At 64.1% G+C, this 17,508-nt stretch carries 10 protein-coding genes; 4 read left to right on the top strand and 6 right to left on the bottom strand.

Translation table 11 applies throughout. The annotated features are described in order from the left end of the window. Positions 1-274 precede the first annotated feature (274 nt). Positions 275-2,362, top strand: a complete 2,088-nt coding sequence (locus BEN48_RS07585) for an ATP-binding protein (RefSeq protein WP_070733994.1) — start codon at positions 275-277, stop codon at positions 2,360-2,362. Between the two features lie 165 nt (positions 2,363-2,527). On the opposite strand, the gene BEN48_RS07580 is transcribed toward BEN48_RS07585, so the two are convergent. The 4 genes from BEN48_RS07580 to BEN48_RS07565 form a co-directional block, all read right to left on the bottom strand. Continuing rightward, complete coding sequence (locus BEN48_RS07580) at positions 2,528-5,356, bottom strand: alpha/beta hydrolase family protein (protein ID WP_070733993.1); 2,829 nt, start codon at positions 5,354-5,356, stop codon at positions 2,528-2,530. Positions 5,357-5,473: 117 nt separating this feature from the next. Further along, positions 5,474-6,877 (bottom strand): amidohydrolase family protein, encoded by a 1,404-nt coding sequence (locus tag BEN48_RS07575; RefSeq protein WP_070733992.1) that lies wholly within the window; start codon positions 6,875-6,877, stop codon positions 5,474-5,476. Between the two features lie 135 nt (positions 6,878-7,012). Beyond that, positions 7,013-9,568, bottom strand: a complete 2,556-nt coding sequence (locus tag BEN48_RS07570) for an ABC transporter permease (RefSeq protein ID WP_070733991.1) — start codon at positions 9,566-9,568, stop codon at positions 7,013-7,015. Continuing rightward, on the bottom strand, positions 9,561-10,262 hold the full coding sequence (locus BEN48_RS07565; RefSeq protein WP_070733990.1) for an ABC transporter ATP-binding protein: 702 nt from the start codon (positions 10,260-10,262) through the stop codon (positions 9,561-9,563). The genes BEN48_RS07570 and BEN48_RS07565 overlap by 8 nt, the downstream gene beginning before the upstream one ends. A 198-nt stretch (positions 10,263-10,460) precedes the next feature. Here BEN48_RS07565 and BEN48_RS07560 point away from each other — a divergent pair, with 198 nt between their 5' ends. Beyond that, on the top strand, positions 10,461-11,156 hold the full coding sequence (locus BEN48_RS07560; RefSeq protein WP_070733989.1) for an arylesterase: 696 nt from the start codon (positions 10,461-10,463) through the stop codon (positions 11,154-11,156). Positions 11,157-11,173: 17 nt separating this feature from the next. Here the strand turns inward: BEN48_RS07560 and BEN48_RS07555 are convergent, their stop codons facing one another. Further along, positions 11,174-11,401 (bottom strand): hypothetical protein, encoded by a 228-nt coding sequence (locus BEN48_RS07555; protein ID WP_070733988.1) that lies wholly within the window; start codon positions 11,399-11,401, stop codon positions 11,174-11,176. A 118-nt stretch (positions 11,402-11,519) separates the two neighbouring features. On the opposite strand from BEN48_RS07555, the gene murI reads away from it, so the two are divergent. Together murI and BEN48_RS07545 are read left to right on the top strand one after the other, a co-directional pair. Next, positions 11,520-12,377 (top strand): glutamate racemase, encoded by an 858-nt coding sequence (murI, locus tag BEN48_RS07550; RefSeq protein ID WP_070733987.1) that lies wholly within the window; start codon positions 11,520-11,522, stop codon positions 12,375-12,377. 137 nt (positions 12,378-12,514) lie between these two features. Beyond that, positions 12,515-15,286 carry a beta strand repeat-containing protein gene (locus BEN48_RS07545; RefSeq protein WP_070733986.1) on the top strand — a complete coding sequence of 924 codons (2,772 nt, stop codon included), beginning with the start codon at positions 12,515-12,517 and terminating at the stop codon, positions 15,284-15,286. A gap of 235 nt (positions 15,287-15,521) precedes the next feature. Here BEN48_RS07545 and BEN48_RS07540 read toward each other — a convergent pair whose 3' ends face one another. After that, positions 15,522-17,294 carry a hypothetical protein gene (locus BEN48_RS07540; protein ID WP_070733985.1) on the bottom strand — a complete coding sequence of 591 codons (1,773 nt, stop codon included), beginning with the start codon at positions 17,292-17,294 and terminating at the stop codon, positions 15,522-15,524. Positions 17,295-17,508: the final 214 nt, after the last annotated feature.

Raw genomic sequence — 17,508 nt, 5'->3', positions numbered from 1 at the left:
GGACGCAATTGAGGTACCATAAAGGCCGGGTATAGCTGCAATGGTAAACTGAAGTCCAATATGCCAGTGTGGGAACTATTCCCTGAAAAATTGGTATATATATAAGCTACTAGCATTCGGTCAGTAGCAGAACTTCTACAGGTGGCTCCGGGGTGGGAGCCTGTCTGGATGGTGACGGATAGCCGGTGTGCGCGGCCAAGCGTGGAACACCGGTGCTTTGCCGGACTCTTGGCGACGGTGACGGTTTTTCACCCGAGTGCTTTCGTTTTTTGCAATGACCACCTTGTGCGCCTTGTTCCTGTGGTGGGTGGTGCCCGCTTATGGTGCCCTGGCTTCGCCGCCGGGACGGATAGACAGCCTACGACTAAAATTGGAGACGGCCCCGGCCGATACGGCGCGCGTGATGCTGCTGGCCCAGCTGGCCTACGAACTCACCCAGACCGACCCGCTGGCCACCATCAGTTACGGCAAGCAGGCGCTGCAGCTTGCCCAGGAGCTGCGGTTTCGGCGGGGCGAGGGCTGGGCGCTGGTGAGGCTGGGGTCTGGGTTCCGGGAGGCCGGAAACTACCCGGCGGCGCTGCAAATAGGGCTGCAGGGGCTGCGGGTGGCCGAGGCCGAGCGCGACCCCAAATTGCTGGGCCGGTCCCTCAATGCGCTGGGCTACCTCTACTGGGAGCAGGGCAACAGCCGCCCCGCGCTGGCATATTTCTTCCGCGCCAAAGCCGTGGCCGAAAAAAGCAGCAACATCAAGCTGCTCACGCGGGTAATGGGCAACATCGGCAACGTGTACCAGCAGTTGCACCAGCTCGATTCGGCCCTGTACTACCTGCAGCGCGGCTACGTGCTGGACGTGCAGGAGCACGACCTGACCAGCGAGGTGGGCGATGCCGCCATGCTGGGCAACGTGCACGCCGCGCTGGGCAACCCCCGAGTGGCGCAGGCCTACTACCGCCGCAGCATCCGGCGGGCCCGTGGAGGGCACATCACCTTTGCCCTGTGCCGGGCCTACCTGGGCCAGGCCCGCGTGTACGAGCGGCAGGGCGGTACCCAGGCCGACTCGGCCCTGTATGTAGCCAAGCTGGCCCTGGCGGCCGGGCAACAGGGCCGGTACCCCAAGGGCATTCTGGAGGCCAGCCAGTTTTTGGCCGCGGCTTATGCGGCGCAGCGCGACACCGCCACGGCTTTCCGGTACCTCACCCTGGCCACTGCCACCCGGGAAAGCCTCTTTGGGCTGGCCAAGATGGCCCAGGTGCAGGCGTTGGGCCTGAGCGAACGGCTGCGCGAGGACGAGTTGGCCGACCAGCAGCGGCTGGCCGCTGCCCGGCGCCGCCAGGTGGCGCTGGTGGGGGCACTGCTGGCGGCCGTGCCCCTGCTGCTGCTGCTGTGGCGCAACAACCGCCTGAAGCAGCAAGCCAACCAGCAGCTGCACACCTGGAACACCCAGATTGCGGCCCAGCGCGACGCGCTGCGCACCGCCCTGGCCGACCTGAAAACGGCCCAGGAACAGCTGCTCCGGCACGAGAAAATGGCTTTTCTGGGTGAGCTCACCGCGGGCATTGCCCACGAGCTCCAAAACCCCCTCAACTTCGTCACCAATTTTGCCGGCGTCAACAGCGAGCTGACCGCTGAACTACACGCCGAGGTGGCCCGTCCGGAGCTGGACCGCGAGGCCCTGGTAGCCTTGGCGGCGGATGTGCAGCTCAACCAAGAAAAAATAAGGCAGCACGCCCAGCGGGCCTCCGCCATTGTGAAAACCATGCTGGAGCACTCGCGCAGCGGCCCCGCGCCGCGGCTGCCCACCAACCTCAATGCCCTGGTCCAAGAATCGTTGACGCTGGCCTACCAGAACATTTGCGGCACGGACCACGAGTTTAAGGCCACCCTGCACACAAACCTGGACCCCGACCTTGGTCCGGTGCCGGTGGTGGCCCAGGACCTGGAGCGGGTGCTGCTCAACCTGTGCGCCAATGCGCTGTATGCGGTGCACCAGCGCCAGCAGGACCTCCAGCAACTTGCCAGCCCCGCTTCCGCTGGCTACGAGCCCACCGTCACGGTGAGCACCCGCCGCTCGGCCTCGGGCCAGGGCGTAGAAATATGCGTGCGCGACAATGGGACGGGCATTCCCAAGAAAGTGCAGGCCAAAGTATTTCAGCCGTTTTTCACTACCAAGCCGCCGGGAGAAGGCACCGGGCTCGGCTTGTCGCTGAGCTATGGCATCATCACCCAGACGCACGGCGGCACCCTCACCCTGACGTCGAAGGAAGGCCGGTTCACGGAGCTGGTGGTGTATCTCCCCATCACCACCAACCAAGCCGGAGTCGCGCTTTTCCAGAGCATGCCAAACGGCGGGGTGACCCATTAAGAGTTTTTTCAACCAGTAAGTTGAGGCTGAAAAACAGAACGTCACGCGGGGCGCAGTCGAAGCATCTCGCGTGCTGTAACTAATCCAATTGATTGAGTTACTAATGCGGTAGAGATGCTTCGACTGCGCTCCGTATGACGTTCTTTTGGGCAATATTTATCTCCTCTACAGCCCGGCGCCTTTTGCCGTTTCAAAGCCCCAGTTCCGGCCCTTTTCCACGGCGGGAACGCCGGTGGAAAGCCACTCGGGGGCGGGGGCACCTTTGAGGTAGTGGTCGAAAAACTGCAGCTCGCGGATGGAAATGTCTTTGCGGTTTTCGCGCTTCACCAGGTTGTGGGCTTCGCCGTTGTATTGCAGCAGCCACACGGGCTTGCCCAGGCGGCGCAGGTCGGTAAACATTTCGATGCCCTGGTACCACGGCACGGCCCCGTCGGCGTCGTTCGACATGATGACCACGGGCGTCTGCACCTTAGGTAACTGGAACAGCGGCGAGTTGCGGATGTAGAGGTCGGGCTTTTCCCAGAGCGTGCCGCCGATGCGGCTCTGGGTGCGCTCGTACTGGAACTGCCGGCTCACGCCCGATTCCCAGCGGATGCCGCCGTAGGCCGAGGTCATGTTCACAACGGGCGCGCCGGCCCAGGCGGCGGCGTACATGTTGGTTTGGGTGATGAGGTAGGCTACCTGGTAGCCGCCCCAGCTCTGGCCCTGAATGCCGAGGCGGGCGCCATCAACCCAGCTGTTTTTCTTCAATTCTTCCACGCCCGAGTTGATGAACTCCACGGCCGAAGGGCCGGGCTCGCCAATGGTGTAGCTGATGTCGGGCGTGAACACGAGGTAGCCGTTGCTGGCAAACATGGCAATGTCGAGCCGCGAGGGCGTGGGCGCCGGGGCCGTGTACTTATACAGGCCGTCCGAGAGCTTTTCGTAGAAATACGACACCATGGGGTACTTTTTGGCGGGGTCGAAATTCTCGGGCTTGTAGAGCACGCCGGTGGCCTTGTAGCCCTTGGGCGTGGTCCAGTGCACCAGCTCGGCCGTGAACCAGTTGTAGTCCTGCTGCTGCGCGTTGATGGCGCTCAGCTTGGTTTCCTTGCCAAAGTCGCGGCTCACGTACACGTCGGGCGACATGCTCACGTTGGACTTGGTGTAGAGCAGCACGTCGGCATTTTTGGCCCGCAGCAGCTGCGAGTACCCAAACTTGCCCATGGTCAGGCGCTGCGGCGCTTTGGTGCTGGCAAGGGCCTTTTGGTAGTAGCCCCATTCCTTACTCGCCTCATTTTGAGCCAGCAGCAGCAGCTCGTCTTTGGGCTCGATAAACTTCTGTTTCTCGACCGGCATGCGGTAGCGGAAAATCAGCTTGTTGGCCCGGCCCAGGCCGTTGGTGAAGTTCACGGCGGCCCCGGTCTGGGGGTTCACTTTCCAGATATCGTAGCGGTCAAATAGCAGCACGGCGGCGTCGTCTTTGGTCCAGGCGGCCACGCCATAGGCCTCGGGCTCGGTGGGGGAGTCGTTCTCCTCATCGGTGAAAGACACGCCGGTTTTGCCGGTCAGGTTGGTGACTTTGCGGGTGGCCGCAGCGAAGGAGAACCACGCCTTGGCCGCGTCGTCGTACCACAGGGCGTAGTCGCCGTGGGGCGAGAGCTGGAAGCGGCTTTTGGCTGCCTTGGGGTTGATGGCAATGCGCTCGCCGGTGCGCGTCGAGACCAGGTAGGCCTGCTTGCGGGTGCCGCCTTCCCACTGCGCCGCTATGCGCTTGGCGGTATCGGTCACGGCCAGCACGTACTCGGCGTTGGTGTTCTCGGCCATGTACGAATCGCGCAGGTACTCGTCTTCCAGCTGCACAAATTTGTTGGCCTGCCGGGGGTAAATGACGGCCAGGTAGTTGCGCTGCAGGTCCTTCTTCAGGTTTTTGAGCTGCGTGGGCTGCAGGTAGTCGTCCTTGTAGTTCCAGACATCCAGCTTGGCGTGCTCAAATTCCACCAGCGTGGTGTCCTGCGGAATGGGGTCGGGCGCGGTGCCGAAAAACAGCTTCTCGCCGTTTTCGCTGAACACGATTTTGCCGAAGCCGCTCGGCGACCAGCCCGTTTTCAGGGCCTTGTCGCTGGGCCGCATGATGGTGGTGGCCGAGTCCTGCGTGAAGTCCGAATAGTACAGGCTGAAGGGCTTCAACAGGGCTTTTTCGGGCTGCTTCTCGGCCGTGAAAGCCAGCTGCCGGCCCGCATCGTCGAAGGCCAGGTTCTTGTAAGTGCCCTTGCCGGTACTCTGCTTTTTTACGTTGCCCGAAACCAGGTCGAACACGAATAAACCGGACGTTACATCTTTGCTTTTCTTAGGCGCCGCCACGGCGAAGGCCGTTTTGTTGCCCAGCTTGCTGAGCTGGTAATCCGTGACCGAAGCAAACTCGTGGGCCTTGCCCGTTTGCAGGCTGACGACGGTGAGCGTGGCGCCAGCTTTTTTGGCGTCGAGCAGGTCGTCGGTGAGCTTCTTGAGGGTGTCGGCCGGGGCTTTGGTCTTGTCGTCTTTCAGCAGCGGCTTCGTGGCCAGGAAGGCCAGCACTGAGGCTTTTTCAGCCAGCTGAAACGACTTCACGTTGGCGTATTTGGTGAGCTTGCCGGTTTCCAGGGCATAGATGCCCAGGGAGTCCTTGGGCATTTCCTCGGGCTTTTTCTTCTTGATTTTGGCCTGCCGCACGTCCTTGTACAGCGGCTTTATCTGGAAAACGGCGTATTTGGAATCGGCCGAAAATACGGCTGAGTCGCCGCGGCTGATTTGCTGCAGCGTGCGGTTGCCGGCCGTTTTTATGTAGAGTTTGGCGTCGCCCTGCTGGGGTTTCACCTGGTAGAGCACGTACTTCCCGTTGTTGCTGATTTTTTGGTTGGCAATGCTTTCCCATTTATCGTAAACCGAATGGTCGAGCGGTTTTTTGGGGCCCTGCTGCGCCACGGCGGGCAGTAGGCAAATGAGGCAGGCAAAGAGCAGTAGGAGCTTGTGCATATACGATGAGATTATTCCCAAATATACTCCTGCTATTCGATGAAACCTGTGCCTGCTCAATGGGATAAAGCTGCAGCGGGTTAAGCCGCACGTTGCCTCCAATAAAATAGGGCAGCGCTACTTCCCGGCGGCCACCTGCCGCAGGCGCTGCTTCAGTTGCTGCAGGTCCTGCTGCGAATAGTACTGACCGTCGGCCAGTACGCCCACAATGCGCTGGGTATTGGCAATATCGGTCAGCGGGTTGGCACTGAGCAGCACGACGTCGGCCAGCCGCCCGGCCTCCACGGAGCCAAAATCGGCCTGCCGGTTGAAAAACTTCGCCGGATTCAGGGTAGCGGTTTGCAGGGCTTCGAGGGGCGTGAAGCCAGCCGCCACGAAGCGCTGCAGTTCCAAGTGCAGGCTGGCCCCGGGAATCAGGTCGACGCCCGCCGGGGTGTCGGTGCCGGCCAGGAAGCCCACGTGCGCCGCGTGGAGCTTTCGCACCAGCTCCAGCTCGTGGGTCACGAAGCGGGCGCGCACCGGCAGCGGCTCGGTGTCCATGGTGCGGGCAATGTTGGTTTGGGCCCTGGGCCAGCGCTGCGCTACCCAGCTGTGCCCGGCGTAAACCAGGTCGGGGTCCTGGCGCCAGGCAATGGAATCGACCAGCCACTGGCCCCGCTCCCAGTACAGGGTGGGGCACTGCCACACCTGCGGGTACGCCGCCAGCCGCCGGATGATGGCGGCCTCGCGGACGGCATCATAGGTAGCCAGCAGCCGCCCGGGCGACTTTTCCTGGCCCGCCACGTAGGCGTCTTCAGCCGTGGAGCTGGCCTCGAAAATGCCAATCAGATGCTCGAACGAACGCTGCCCAGCCGCCAGGGCTTCGGAGGCCCGCACGGCATCGGGCACGTGGCCGTCCACCGCAAGCCCGGCTTTCTTCGCTTCGGCTGCGATGGCAAAATAGGCCTCGCGGGGAACCAGCGACTGCACTTTAATGAAATCGACGCCCCGCGCTTTGAGCCGGGCCACCGCTTGGCGGCCGTCCTCGGCGGTGGCAATGGCGATGGACGCTTTGTACGGCGATTTTGGCCCGTCCAGCATGGGGCCGCTCACCACCAGGCGCGGCCCCGGCCGCCGGTGCGCGGCTACATCGGCCCGGGCTTTCAGTATGGAGTCCAGCTCGCTGCCCATGTCGCGGATGCCCGTGACGCCGTTGGCCAGCAGCAGGGGCAGGATAAGGTCGGTGCCGGCGGCGGCTGTCCCGTCGAAGTAGACGTGGGTATGCATGTCCCACAGCCCCGGAATGAGGTACTGGCCAGTGGCATCCACCACCCGGCCGGTGCGCGGAGTGGCCCGGGCCGAAGGACTCACCCGGGCAATGCGCTTGCCGGCGATGACCACCGTCATGTCGGGCTGGATTTTGCCCGTGGCCACGTCCACCACATTGGCGTGAACAAGAGTCAATTGCTGGGCCCCCGCCGCGCCCGAAGCGAAAAGCAGGGCGATGCAAAGCCGGGTGGAAAGTCGGAAAAAAGCAGACATACAACAGGATATGGAAAACGGACAGGCACCAACGCAAGGCCTTCGACTGGTTCGAAGGTAGGACGTGTGATGGACAGAAAGCCGCGCCGCCCTGGCCGGAATCCCGGCAGTTGCGGGGCAGCCTGCTTTAGTTGCTTACCCCTCCGCCCGCAGCACCTCCAGCGGTGAGCGCCGCAGCACGTCGCGGCTGTTGAACAAGCCAATGCCGGCCGTGAGCGCCGTGACCAGCGCGGCCAGGCCCAGCAGCGGCAGCACCGCCGGCCCAAAGCCCACCTCAAACACCCAGATGGCCAGCGCCCAGGCGGCCAGCACGGCCAGCCCAATGCCTGCCAGCGAGGCCAGCAGCCCCAGCAGGCCGTACTCCACCAGCGTGATGCGCAGTATCTGCTGCCGGCTGGCACCCAGCGTGCGCAGCAGTACGCTCTCGCGTACTCGCTGGTACCGGCTGATAACCACCGAGCTGCTGAGCACCAGTAAGCCGGTTAGAATGCTGAAGCCGGCCATGAACCGCACCACAAAGGAGATTTTGCCCAGAATATCCTCCACCGTGCTCAAAATCAGCCCCAGGTCGATGGCCGACACGTTGGGGAACTGCTGCACCAGGTTTTGCTGCACCGTGGCCAGTGCGGCCGTGGTGCTGGTGCGCGTGAGCAGCACGTGGAACTGCGGCGCCTGCTCCAGCACGCCCGCCGGAAAAACTACCAGAAAGCTCGGCTCTACCCGGCTGCGGTCGAGCTCGCGCGTGCCGCCCACAATGGTACGGAGCGGCGCGCCCTGCACGTTGAAATCCAGCGTGTCGCCCAGCTTGAGCTTGGCCCGCTCCAGGTAGCCGGATTCTACTGATATAAGTGGCGTGCCATCGGGCCCGCGGGTGGGGGCGGTGCCTTGCAGGAGCTTTTCCGAGGCGTTCAGAGAGTCGCGGTAGGTTACACGGTATTCGCGGGAGAGCACCCAGGGCGGAATGCCAGTGGTTGTGTCTTTCTTGAGCGCGGTGGTGCTACGGCCGTTGATGGCCGTCAGGCGCATGGTCACGATGGGCACCTGCAGGAGCACCGGCAGCTGCTGGCTAGTGAGCAGGCTTTTCACCCCTGCCAATTGTTCCGACTGAATATCAAACAGCACCAGATTGGCCTGCGAGCCCTGCGAAGCCAGTTGCACGCGGCCCAGCAGCAGCGCCTGCGTCAGAAAAAGCGTGGCCAGCAGAAAGGTGCCCAGTCCCACAGAGGTTACCAAGGTAAGCGTCTGGTTCTGGGGGCGGTACAGGTTGGCCAGGCCCTGGCGCCACACGTAGCCCCAGCCCGCCGGGAAAAACCGCCGCACCAGCCACATCAGCAGGCGGCCCATGCCGGCCAGTGCGGCAAAAGCCACCAACAACCCCGCCCCAAAGCCCAGCGTGAGCTTCCAGCTGTGGGTCTGGTTGTAGGCAAAGCCCAAAATGAACAGCCCAATCACGCCCAGCACCACGCCCCGGATGGGGTCGGGGGCGCTGGTGTCGTCTTCAAAAGCCACCCGCAGCACCCGCAGCGGCGACACCCGCCGGATGCTGAGCAGCGGCAGCAGCGCAAACAGCACGGCCATGAGCAGCCCCGTGGCCAGCCCCATCAGCACGGCCGGCCACGACACACTCATGGTAATAGCCACCGGCAGAAAGTCACCCAGCACGCGGGGCAGCACGCTTTGCACGGCAGCCCCCAGGGCCGCACCCAGCACGGCCCCCACCAGCCCCAGCCCGGCGGTTTGAATAAGGTAGATGAGCAGCGCCTGCCGGCCGCTGGCGCCCAGGCAGCGCAGCACGGCCACGGCGGCCAGCTTTTCGCGCACGTACAGGTTCACGGCGCTGGCCACGCCCACGCAGCCCAGCAGCAGCGCCACAAAAGCCACCAAACTCAGGTAGCGGGTGAGGTCGGCGAAGGAGCGGCCCACTTGTTTCTGCCGTCCCGCCACGGTGTCGGCGTCGATATCAGCCTGGTCGAGTTGCACTTGCAGGGTTTTCACCACGGCGTCCACATCAGTACCCGGCGCAAATTGGTAGGAACGCCGGTATTGCACGCGGCTGCCCCGCTGCACCAGGCCCGTGCCCACCACCAGCGCCTGCGGGATAAACACCGTGGGCGCCACCGCCGAGGCGAAGCCCGACTGCCCCGGCGTTTTCAGCACCCGCCCAGTAATGGGCAGGATGATGCGGCCCACCTGCACGGAGTCGCCCACCTTGGCCCCAAACTGGGTCAGCAGCACGTCGTCAACCAACGCCCCCGGCGCGGTGCCCGCCCGGCCAAACTGCTGCGCCGCGCTCCGTGGCTCGGTTTCCCAGTCGCCATAAAAAAAGCCGCCGCTGCGGGCCCGCACCTGGGCCAGCCGCACGCCCCGCCCCGGCCGGAACTCCACCAGCGACGCAAACGCCACTTCCTGGACACGCGCCACCCCCAGGCCGCGCAACCGGGGCTCCAGGGTGCGGGCAAAGGGCTGATTGGCCGACAGCACCAAATCGGCACCCAGCAGCTCCCGCGCCTGGTCGTTGATGCTGCGGGCCAGGTTGTCGCCGAAGGAATTGATGCCCACCAGCGCCGCAATGCCCAGCACAATGCTGGCCATGAAGAGCAGGAGGCGGGCGCGGCTCCGGCGGCTGTCGCGCCAGGCCATGCGGAACAGCCAGCTCACGGCGGGCCGGGCGGCCGGCGGCGGGCTATGCATTGGGCTGAGCATGAGCGATATTGGCGTAATCGGCCAGCACGGCACCGCCGCGCAGGCGCAGGGTGCGCTGGGTGCGGGCCGCCAGGTCCAGGTCGTGCGTCACGAGCACCAGCGTGGTGCCGGCCTCGCGGTTCAGGTCGAACAACAGGCTGACGACCCGTTCGCTGGTATCGGGGTCGAGGTTGCCGGTGGGCTCGTCGGCAAAGAGCAGGGCCGGGCGGTTGGCAAAGGCCCGGGCCAGGCTCACGCGCTGCTGCTCGCCACCCGAAAGCTGGGCCGGGTAGTGCTGGGCGCGGTCGGCCAGGCCCACGCGGTCGAGCAGGGCCAGGGCAGTTTTGGCCGCGCCGCGTTGCCCGCGCAGCTCCAGCGGCACCAGCACGTTTTCGAGGGCCGTGAGGGTGGGCAGCAGCTGGAAATTCTGGAAAATGAAGCCCACGTGCTGGTTGCGCACGGCTGCCCGTTGGTCCTCGCTCAGGTTATCGAGCTGGATGCCGTTGAGCCAGACGCTGCCGGACGTGGCCCGGTCCAGGCCGGCGCACAGGCCCAGCAGCGTGGTTTTGCCCGAGCCCGAGGGCCCCACAATCGCGAAGGTGTCGGCCGGCTGCAGCTCGAAGCTCACGGCTTGCAGCACCGTGAGCTCGTGGCCCGCACTGGCGTAGGTTTTGGTAAGGTTATCGACGCGGAGAATGCTCATGCAAAAAGAATAAATCGGAGATGAATTGCCGCCCAACGGCGGGAGCAGCAGCCCAGGGGCCCAGCCAGCTGTTTAGCCAGCGGTTTTAATTAGCAGTAAAGACGTAACCGGTCTGGTCTCCGTTCGTTACCAACAGGCAAGACGCCAAAACCCTGGCGATGTTTTCTGCCTTTACCATTTCGGTCCCAATTCCTGCCCATGATTGTTGTTCGCTCCTGCGTTGCCGCTCTGCTTGCCCTGGCCCTGAGCGCCTGCAACTCCAATACCACTGCCGATGCCCCGGCGGCGGCGCCCGCGGCTGTCCCGGCCCGCACGCCTGCCACGCCACCCACGGCCGCCACCGGCAAGAAGCGCCTGCTGTTTTTCGGCAACAGCCTCACAGCCGGCTACGGCGTGGAGCCCGACCAGGCCTTTCCGGGGCTGATAGCCGAGAAAATAGATTCGCTCAATCTGAAATACGAAGTAATCAACGCCGGCCTGAGCGGCGAAACCACGGCCGGCGGTCGCAGCCGCGTGGGCTGGGTGCTGCGCCAGCCCGTGGACGTGTTTGTGCTGGAGCTGGGCGGCAACGACGGCCTGCGCGGCCTGCCGCTCACCGCCACGCGTAGCAACCTGCTGGCCATCATCGACACGGTGCGGCGCCGCAGCCCCGGCGCGCAAATCGTATTGGCCGGCATGCAGATTCCACCCAATCTGGGCGTGGCCTACGCCGCCGACTTTAAAGCCCTCTACCAGGAAATTGCTAAAGAAAGAGACCTGGTCCTGATTCCCTTTCTGCTGGAAGGCGTGGGCGGGGAGCGCCGCCTGAACCAGCCCGATGGCATCCACCCAACGCCCGCCGGGCACCGCATTGTGGCCCGCACGGTGTGGACCGTGCTGCAGCCGCTTATTTGAACCACAGATAAATCAGCTCAGATAACCCGTAATCCGTCCACGTCCACTTCGTCGCGCAGCAGCTCGAGGTTGCGGTAGGTGAGGGGGCGGCCCGAATCGGTGCTCAGGTCGGGGAGGGCAGAGCGGGCGGCGTCCAGGGTGAGCTGGGTGAGCTTGCGTTCGCCCAGGTAAATGGCTACGGGCCGGCCCTGCCGGTTGTCGTGCGCGGCCAGGACGTGGTCTATTTCGGCCAGAATGGTACTCATGGGAATGATGGTCCTGAAGGGATGCTAAATATAGGAGATTTATAAGAATTGGCCCGGTATGCGGGGAAAAGCCTCGCCATGCTGCGGTCGAGGTCGGGCCCCGGCCTACCTTTGCCGCATGACAACTGCAGCTGCTTTGCCCGCTGGTTTGCCCACGACCACGGCCCGCGATTCCCGGCCCATCGGCATGTTCGATTCCGGAATTGGGGGGCTTACCGTGGCCCGGGCCGTGGCCCGCCGCCTGCCGCACGAGCGGATTGTGTACTTCGGCGACACGGCCCACCTGCCGTACGGCGACAAAAGCGCCGCTGCCATTCAGGCTTATTCGGTGAAGATTTGCGACCTGCTGCTCCGCCAGCACTGCAAGCTCATCATGATAGCCTGCAACTCGGCCTCGGCCGCCGCTTATGAGCTGGTGCGCGAGTACGTGGGTTCTAAAGCGCGGGTGCTCAACGTTATCGACCCCATTGTGGCGCACCTGGGCCGGGCCTATGCCGGCCGCCGGGTGGGCCTCATCGGCACGAAGCAGACGGTGAACTCCAATGTGTACAAAAAGAAGGTAGACGAGCTCGACGCCGGCGTGGACCTACAGTCACTAGCCACGCCGCTGCTCGTGCCCATGATAGAGGAAGGCTTTTTCAGTAACTCCATCAGCGACGACATCATTGGCACCTACCTCAGTAACGCTGCCCTGGCCGACATCGACGCGCTGGTGCTGGCCTGCACCCACTACCCGCTCATCAAGGACCAGATTGCGCGCTACTACCGGGGGCAAGTGGATGTGCTGGATGCCTCCGATGTGGTAGCCGCCGATGCCGAAGCCTACCTGGCGGCGCAGGGCTTGCTGGCACCAGCCGCCGCCACTCCGCCGGCGCATCATTTCTACGTTTCGGACTTCACCCGCTCGTTTGAGGAAAGCACCCGCATCTTCTTTGAGCAGGAAGTGCACCTGGAGCACTACCCGCTCTGGGAATGAGCGGCAGCGGGCCCCACGCTCCAATGCCATGAGTCAGAATATTGCCAACCACGCATATATTTGGGAAGCGGAAGCTCAAAGCTCCTCTCATTCAATTATCATCATTCATTTTTCTCCTTTTCACTCATTTTAAGTATATGAAGCACTTCTTCACAACGCGGTTGCTCACTTGCCTGGCTGTGCTGCTCCTGCTATTGCCGCTGGGCAGCAGCGCGCAGGCGCTGACCCAGGCCGACTTTACCGGCCTCATCGTACCGCAGTTCATGGCCAGTGGCACTGCCACCCGCTTGCCGGTGCTCTTCCGGGCCACGGTGAGCAACCTGACCCCGTCTACCCTCTACCGGGGCTACGTGCTGGGCACCACCAACGCCACCACGGGCGGGGGCACGGTAGACTTTGGCGGCGCCACCAGTTCGGGGGCCGGCATCCCGGTGTTTATCAACGTGAGCACCACGAACGTCGTCACCTACTCGTCGGCCTCAACGGCCAGCTTGACCACGTCTGGAAGCTACATGACCTTCGTGACGGACGCGGCCGGCTCCTACACGGGCTGGTTTGCCTTCCTGAATTCGGGCAATGCGCGCTACACCGCCGGCAACCTGATATTTCCGGCAATTACCCTGGCCAAGGATTCTGCACCTACCGTGGTGGAGAAGCGCTTAGCGCTCAATCAGAGCATCACTACCCTGGACTTTGCCTCCACGGGCACGGGCATTCAGGGCGCTTCTAACGCCACCGCCGGCAATGCCGTTGCGCTCTTTGACAACGTGGCGGGCACCGGCCGGCCGCTTGCCGCAACGGTGGTAGAAAACATCGGCGTAACGTTCAGCTCTGTTGTTCCTTATTACTCAACCACTGCCGGTACCTGGAACACCCTTGTGCCCCGGGCCAATGCGGCGGGCGTACAGCGCGTGGTAGAGTATTCGGTGGCTACCGGCGCCGTGCTCAACTGCAACAGCGACGCCGACGGCGTGTGGCCATCCGGTGCAAACACCGTGAACCCCACGGGCGGCACTACCCCCGTTATGCTAACCGCCACCGACGCGCCCCTTAACGCGGGCTGCGCGGGACCGGCCTCGGCTACCGTTACGGCCACTCCCACTACTCTCACCGCCTTCACTACCGCCGTTGGCACGGCTTCGGCTACGCAAGCGGTAAGTGTAGGCGGCACTACCCTCACGGCGGGCGTAGTAGTTACGGCTCCGGCCGGCTACGAAGTGTCGCTGAGCGCGACTTCCGGCTTCGCCGCTTCCGTCACCGTACCGCAAACTACTGGTACTGCTGCCGCTACCCCCGTGTACGTGCGTCTGACCGGTGCCGCAATTGGAACCTACGCCGGCAACGTGACCGTGGCCAGCACCGGCGCAACCACCGTTAACGTGGCTGTAACCGGTACCGTAACTGCTGTCACGGTTCCTGCTCCCACCATCACCAGCTTCACGCCCGCCAGCGCCCAGGTTGGCGCTACCGTCACCATCACCGGCACCAATTTTACCAACGCTTCGGCAGTGACGCTGAACGGGGTTAGCATCACCGGCTTCACGGTGGTCAATGCCACCACCATCACCTTCGTGGTGCCGGCCGCAGCGGCCAGCGGCACCATTGCCGTAACCACGCCGGGTGGCACGGCCACCAGCACGGCTACCTTCACGGTGACGCCCGCGGCGGTTCCGCCCACTATTTCGGCCCTCACGCCCAGTTCGCAAGTTGCAGGCGGCCCCGATGTTGTTCTCACCATCGCCGGTACCGGCTTCACGCCCACTACCACGGTTAATTTTAACGGTGTGAACTACACCCAGACCAGCAGCACCGCTACTTCGTTGACTGTTACCATCCCGGCCAGTGCGCTGGCTACGGCTGGTAGTTTCCCCGTCACGGTGACCAACGCGGCCGGTACGTCGAGCGCCTTCACGTTCACGGTGAGCAAGCCCAGCACGGCGGGTGCTTTCGAGAACTTTGAAACCGGTACCAAAACCAGCTACGCGGCCGACGATGTGACGCTGAACAGCGGCGTGTGGAACTTCACTGATGCCTTGCTTGGTACGTCGTTTGCCGACAGGTTCAACGGCTTGAAATCGGCGCGCATTCGCGGCGGCGGATTCATCGCCATGAATTTTGATAAGCCTACTGGCGCGGGTGTTATCACCATCAACGCTGCGCTGTACGGCACCGATGCACCTGCTTCGTTCCTGCTCGAAATCTCAACAAATGGCGGTACGAGCTACACGACGGTGGCGGGCGCGCCCGCAGTTCTCACCACGACGCTGACGCCTTACACCTTCACGGTAAACCAGGCTGGAAACGTGCGCTTGCGCATTTCCAGCACCAACACCGTAGCGGGTTCCAACCCCCGCATCAGCATCGATGATATCTCCATTACCAACTTCACGGCCCCGGCGTTGGTGCCCACCATCACCAGCTTCACGCCCAGCACGGGCGGACCTGGCACGGCGGTTACCATCACGGGTACCAATTTCACGGGGGCTACGGCGGTGAAAATCGGCAGCTTTACCGTGACCAACTTTACCGTGGTATCGGCCACGAGCATCACGCTGGTTGTGCCAACCGGTACGGGCAGCGTGAGCGGCCTGCTCACCGTGACCACGCTCGGTGGCACGGCTACCAGCGCTGCTACCTTCAACCTAGTGTCGGCCACGCTGGCCGGCAACGCCCTGCCCGGCCTCACGGTATTCCCGAACCCCGCCACCGACCGCATCACCGTGGCGCTGCCCAAGGCCGGTGCGGCCACTGTAGCCATACGCGACCTGACCGGCCGCCTCGTACTGGCTCCTGCTGCCCTGGCTGCTAACCGCGAAGTACTCCTGCCCGCTGGCTTAGCCGCCGGTGTCTACCTGCTGGAAGTACAGCAGAATTCGGTTACGGCCATTCGTCGCATCCAGAAAAATTAGGGTGAAGCAGCCCGCCCGCCGAAAGACAGGCGGGCTGTTTATTCTGAAAACCTAAGGCCCCCGCTACGGCAGGGGCCTTTTTGTTTGGGGCTACGCGGCACGCAGCCTCAGCAAATGGCTTAGTCTCACCCGTACTGTCATGCTGAGCGCAGCGAAGCATCCACTCACCGCAGAACAAGCCATTCAGCTTTGCCTTCCTGCTATCCATGTAGCGGCGCCCGCGCGCGCCGAAGTACTACAGCTTTTCCTCCAACCACAAATACCCGGCAGCCAACAGAAAAAGCCCAAAGAACCAGGCCGCAGGCCACGGGACCCGCACGGTTTCCGGAGGCAGCGCAGTGGTGGCCCGCTCAACCGACGAGCGTACCCGGAGCGCCTGCTGGCGCTCCTGCCACTCCGGTCCCTGCCACGCAGAATCCGGAAAAACGTAGAAGCTGTGGGTGGTTTTGCCCGGGCCGCGCACCTGATGCCAGCCGGCCTCCGTAGCCCACAGCTGCGCGGTGCTCCACTCGGGCAGGCGCGGGTCCTGGCGCAGGGCCAGCCGCACCGATGGCCCACCAGCCATACGACCAACGATGGGTTGGACAGCGGGCAGCGCCCCGGCCAGTTGGAGCGTGAGCGGCTGGCGCGGCCGGGGCCACTGCGCTGCTACCCGCCAGGTAGCGGCCGCAGGGGCCGGAGGCGCCGCCGCCGTCAGCAGGCGGTTCCAAAAAGAAGCGTACACGGCCGTGTTGCCCTGCAAGCCCCACTGAAATGTTTCCGGCACTGCCGATACCACTACAAAGCCCAGGCCCGCCCGGCGGCTGGCCGCCGCCACCGCATTGTTGGGCCCCGTAATCAGCGCGTGCAGCAAGGGTGTGGCCCGAACTTGGGCGGGCAGGGCCGCCTTGGCTTCGGTAGGCGCTTCGGGCCACGTTAGGGCCTGCGACACGGCCTGCGCTGCGGCGCGGGGCAGCAGGACAAACGAAGTTCCGACGGGCACAGTGCGCGGGAGCGGAGCGGCATCGGCCACTACCACCAGGCCCAGGCGGCCCCCGCTGATGGCGGCCTGCAGAGCCTGGCTCTCGGGCCGTGCCAAACTGGCCAGGGTAGGAGCATCGGCCACCAGCACCGCAAAGCGCGCAAGCAATGCCGGCGTGAGGCGGCCCAGCGGCATGGCCGGCTGGTTGACAAAGTCAGTTTGCACCATTCCCCGGCTGACCGTGGTGCGCAGCGCTACCGGGTAGTGCGCTTCGGCCAGGTAGTTTTTCAGGAATTTGAATTCAAAAGAAGGAGTGGCCGTGAGCAGGAGCACGGCGGGTAGTTCGGGGGTAGTCACCTCCACCGGCAGCGGCTCGGTAGCGAGTACCTGGCCGGCCCGGCGCAGCAACAGGTGGTACTGCGTGCGCCCCGCGGCTTTGGGCAGGTAGCGCAACCGGAAAGCACCCCCGCCTTTGGGAAGCCGGGCCGAATCGCGAAGTGTCCCCGCTGCGCGCAGGTACACCCAAGCCGGCTCGCCAGCCGGCGGCAGGGTTACTTTCCCTTCCACGCCAAATGACTGTCCCAGCGCCACCTGCCGGTCCCACAAAGCTGTTTGGAAGCCTGCCGGAGACAGCCCTGGATGCGGCTGAATGGCAATGGTACCCAGCGCGCTCAACTGCGCGGCAGGCAGGCCCGTGCCCAGCACGTGCAGGCGCCGGAGGGGCGGCTGCTGTTCGCCCAGCGTGAGCAGGCTGCTCAGCGGCTGGGCTTTGGCGGGTATGGCACTGCTGCCGTAGTACCACTGTGGAGTGGCAGCTCCGAGCCGGCGCACGAGCTGCTGCAGGGTGTCGGGGTGGTAGCCGTCGGTGAGCAATATGGCTTCGGCCCGTGCTGCTGGTAATTCGCGCTCCGGCGGGAAGGCCATGAGCCACAGCGCCCCGGCAGCCACGCCGCCCGCCAGTACCCGCAGCCCGCGGTGCCGTTGGCGCGGGCGTTGCCAGGCCATTGCCATCAACCCCGCACCCAGCAGCAGGCAGCAGGCCAGCAAGACGTAAAAAACAGCAGGATGAGGTGCAAAAACAGACAAGATACTAGCGGCTTAACTCTTGGAAATAACGCTGTGCCAGCCGGGAGGGCGCCGGTGCGGCAACGGGCGCGGGGGCGGGCACGGCCAGCAAATCGGTGAGGGCGCGCTCCACGGGCGGGCGGCACTCGGCGCACGTGGGGCGGCCGGCGCGCACGTCGGCCACCAGCTCCCGCAG

The sequence above is a fragment of the Hymenobacter glacialis genome (genome assembly GCF_001816165.1).
Lineage (GTDB): Bacteria > Bacteroidota > Bacteroidia > Cytophagales > Hymenobacteraceae > Hymenobacter > Hymenobacter glacialis.
Note: the sequence above shows the minus strand (reverse complement) of the source record. Positions and strands in the feature narration are given on the sequence as shown.

What these genes read in the sequence shown, in the direction of transcription:
- BEN48_RS07585 (WP_070733994.1), top strand. Translation starts at nt 275, where the DNA reads ATGACCACCTTGTGCGCCTTGTTCCTGTGGTGGGTGGTGCCCGCTTAT.
- BEN48_RS07545 (WP_070733986.1), top strand. Translation starts at nt 12,515, where the DNA reads ATGAAGCACTTCTTCACAACGCGGTTGCTCACTTGCCTGGCTGTGCTG.
- BEN48_RS07575 (WP_070733992.1), bottom strand. Translation starts at nt 6,877, where the DNA reads ATGTCTGCTTTTTTCCGACTTTCCACCCGGCTTTGCATCGCCCTGCTT.
- BEN48_RS07560 (WP_070733989.1), top strand. Translation starts at nt 10,461, where the DNA reads ATGATTGTTGTTCGCTCCTGCGTTGCCGCTCTGCTTGCCCTGGCCCTG.
- BEN48_RS07570 (WP_070733991.1), bottom strand. Translation starts at nt 9,568, where the DNA reads ATGCATAGCCCGCCGCCGGCCGCCCGGCCCGCCGTGAGCTGGCTGTTC.
- murI (WP_070733987.1), top strand. Translation starts at nt 11,520, where the DNA reads ATGACAACTGCAGCTGCTTTGCCCGCTGGTTTGCCCACGACCACGGCC.
- BEN48_RS07565 (WP_070733990.1), bottom strand. Translation starts at nt 10,262, where the DNA reads ATGAGCATTCTCCGCGTCGATAACCTTACCAAAACCTACGCCAGTGCG.
- BEN48_RS07555 (WP_070733988.1), bottom strand. Translation starts at nt 11,401, where the DNA reads ATGAGTACCATTCTGGCCGAAATAGACCACGTCCTGGCCGCGCACGAC.
- BEN48_RS07580 (WP_070733993.1), bottom strand. Translation starts at nt 5,356, where the DNA reads ATGCACAAGCTCCTACTGCTCTTTGCCTGCCTCATTTGCCTACTGCCC.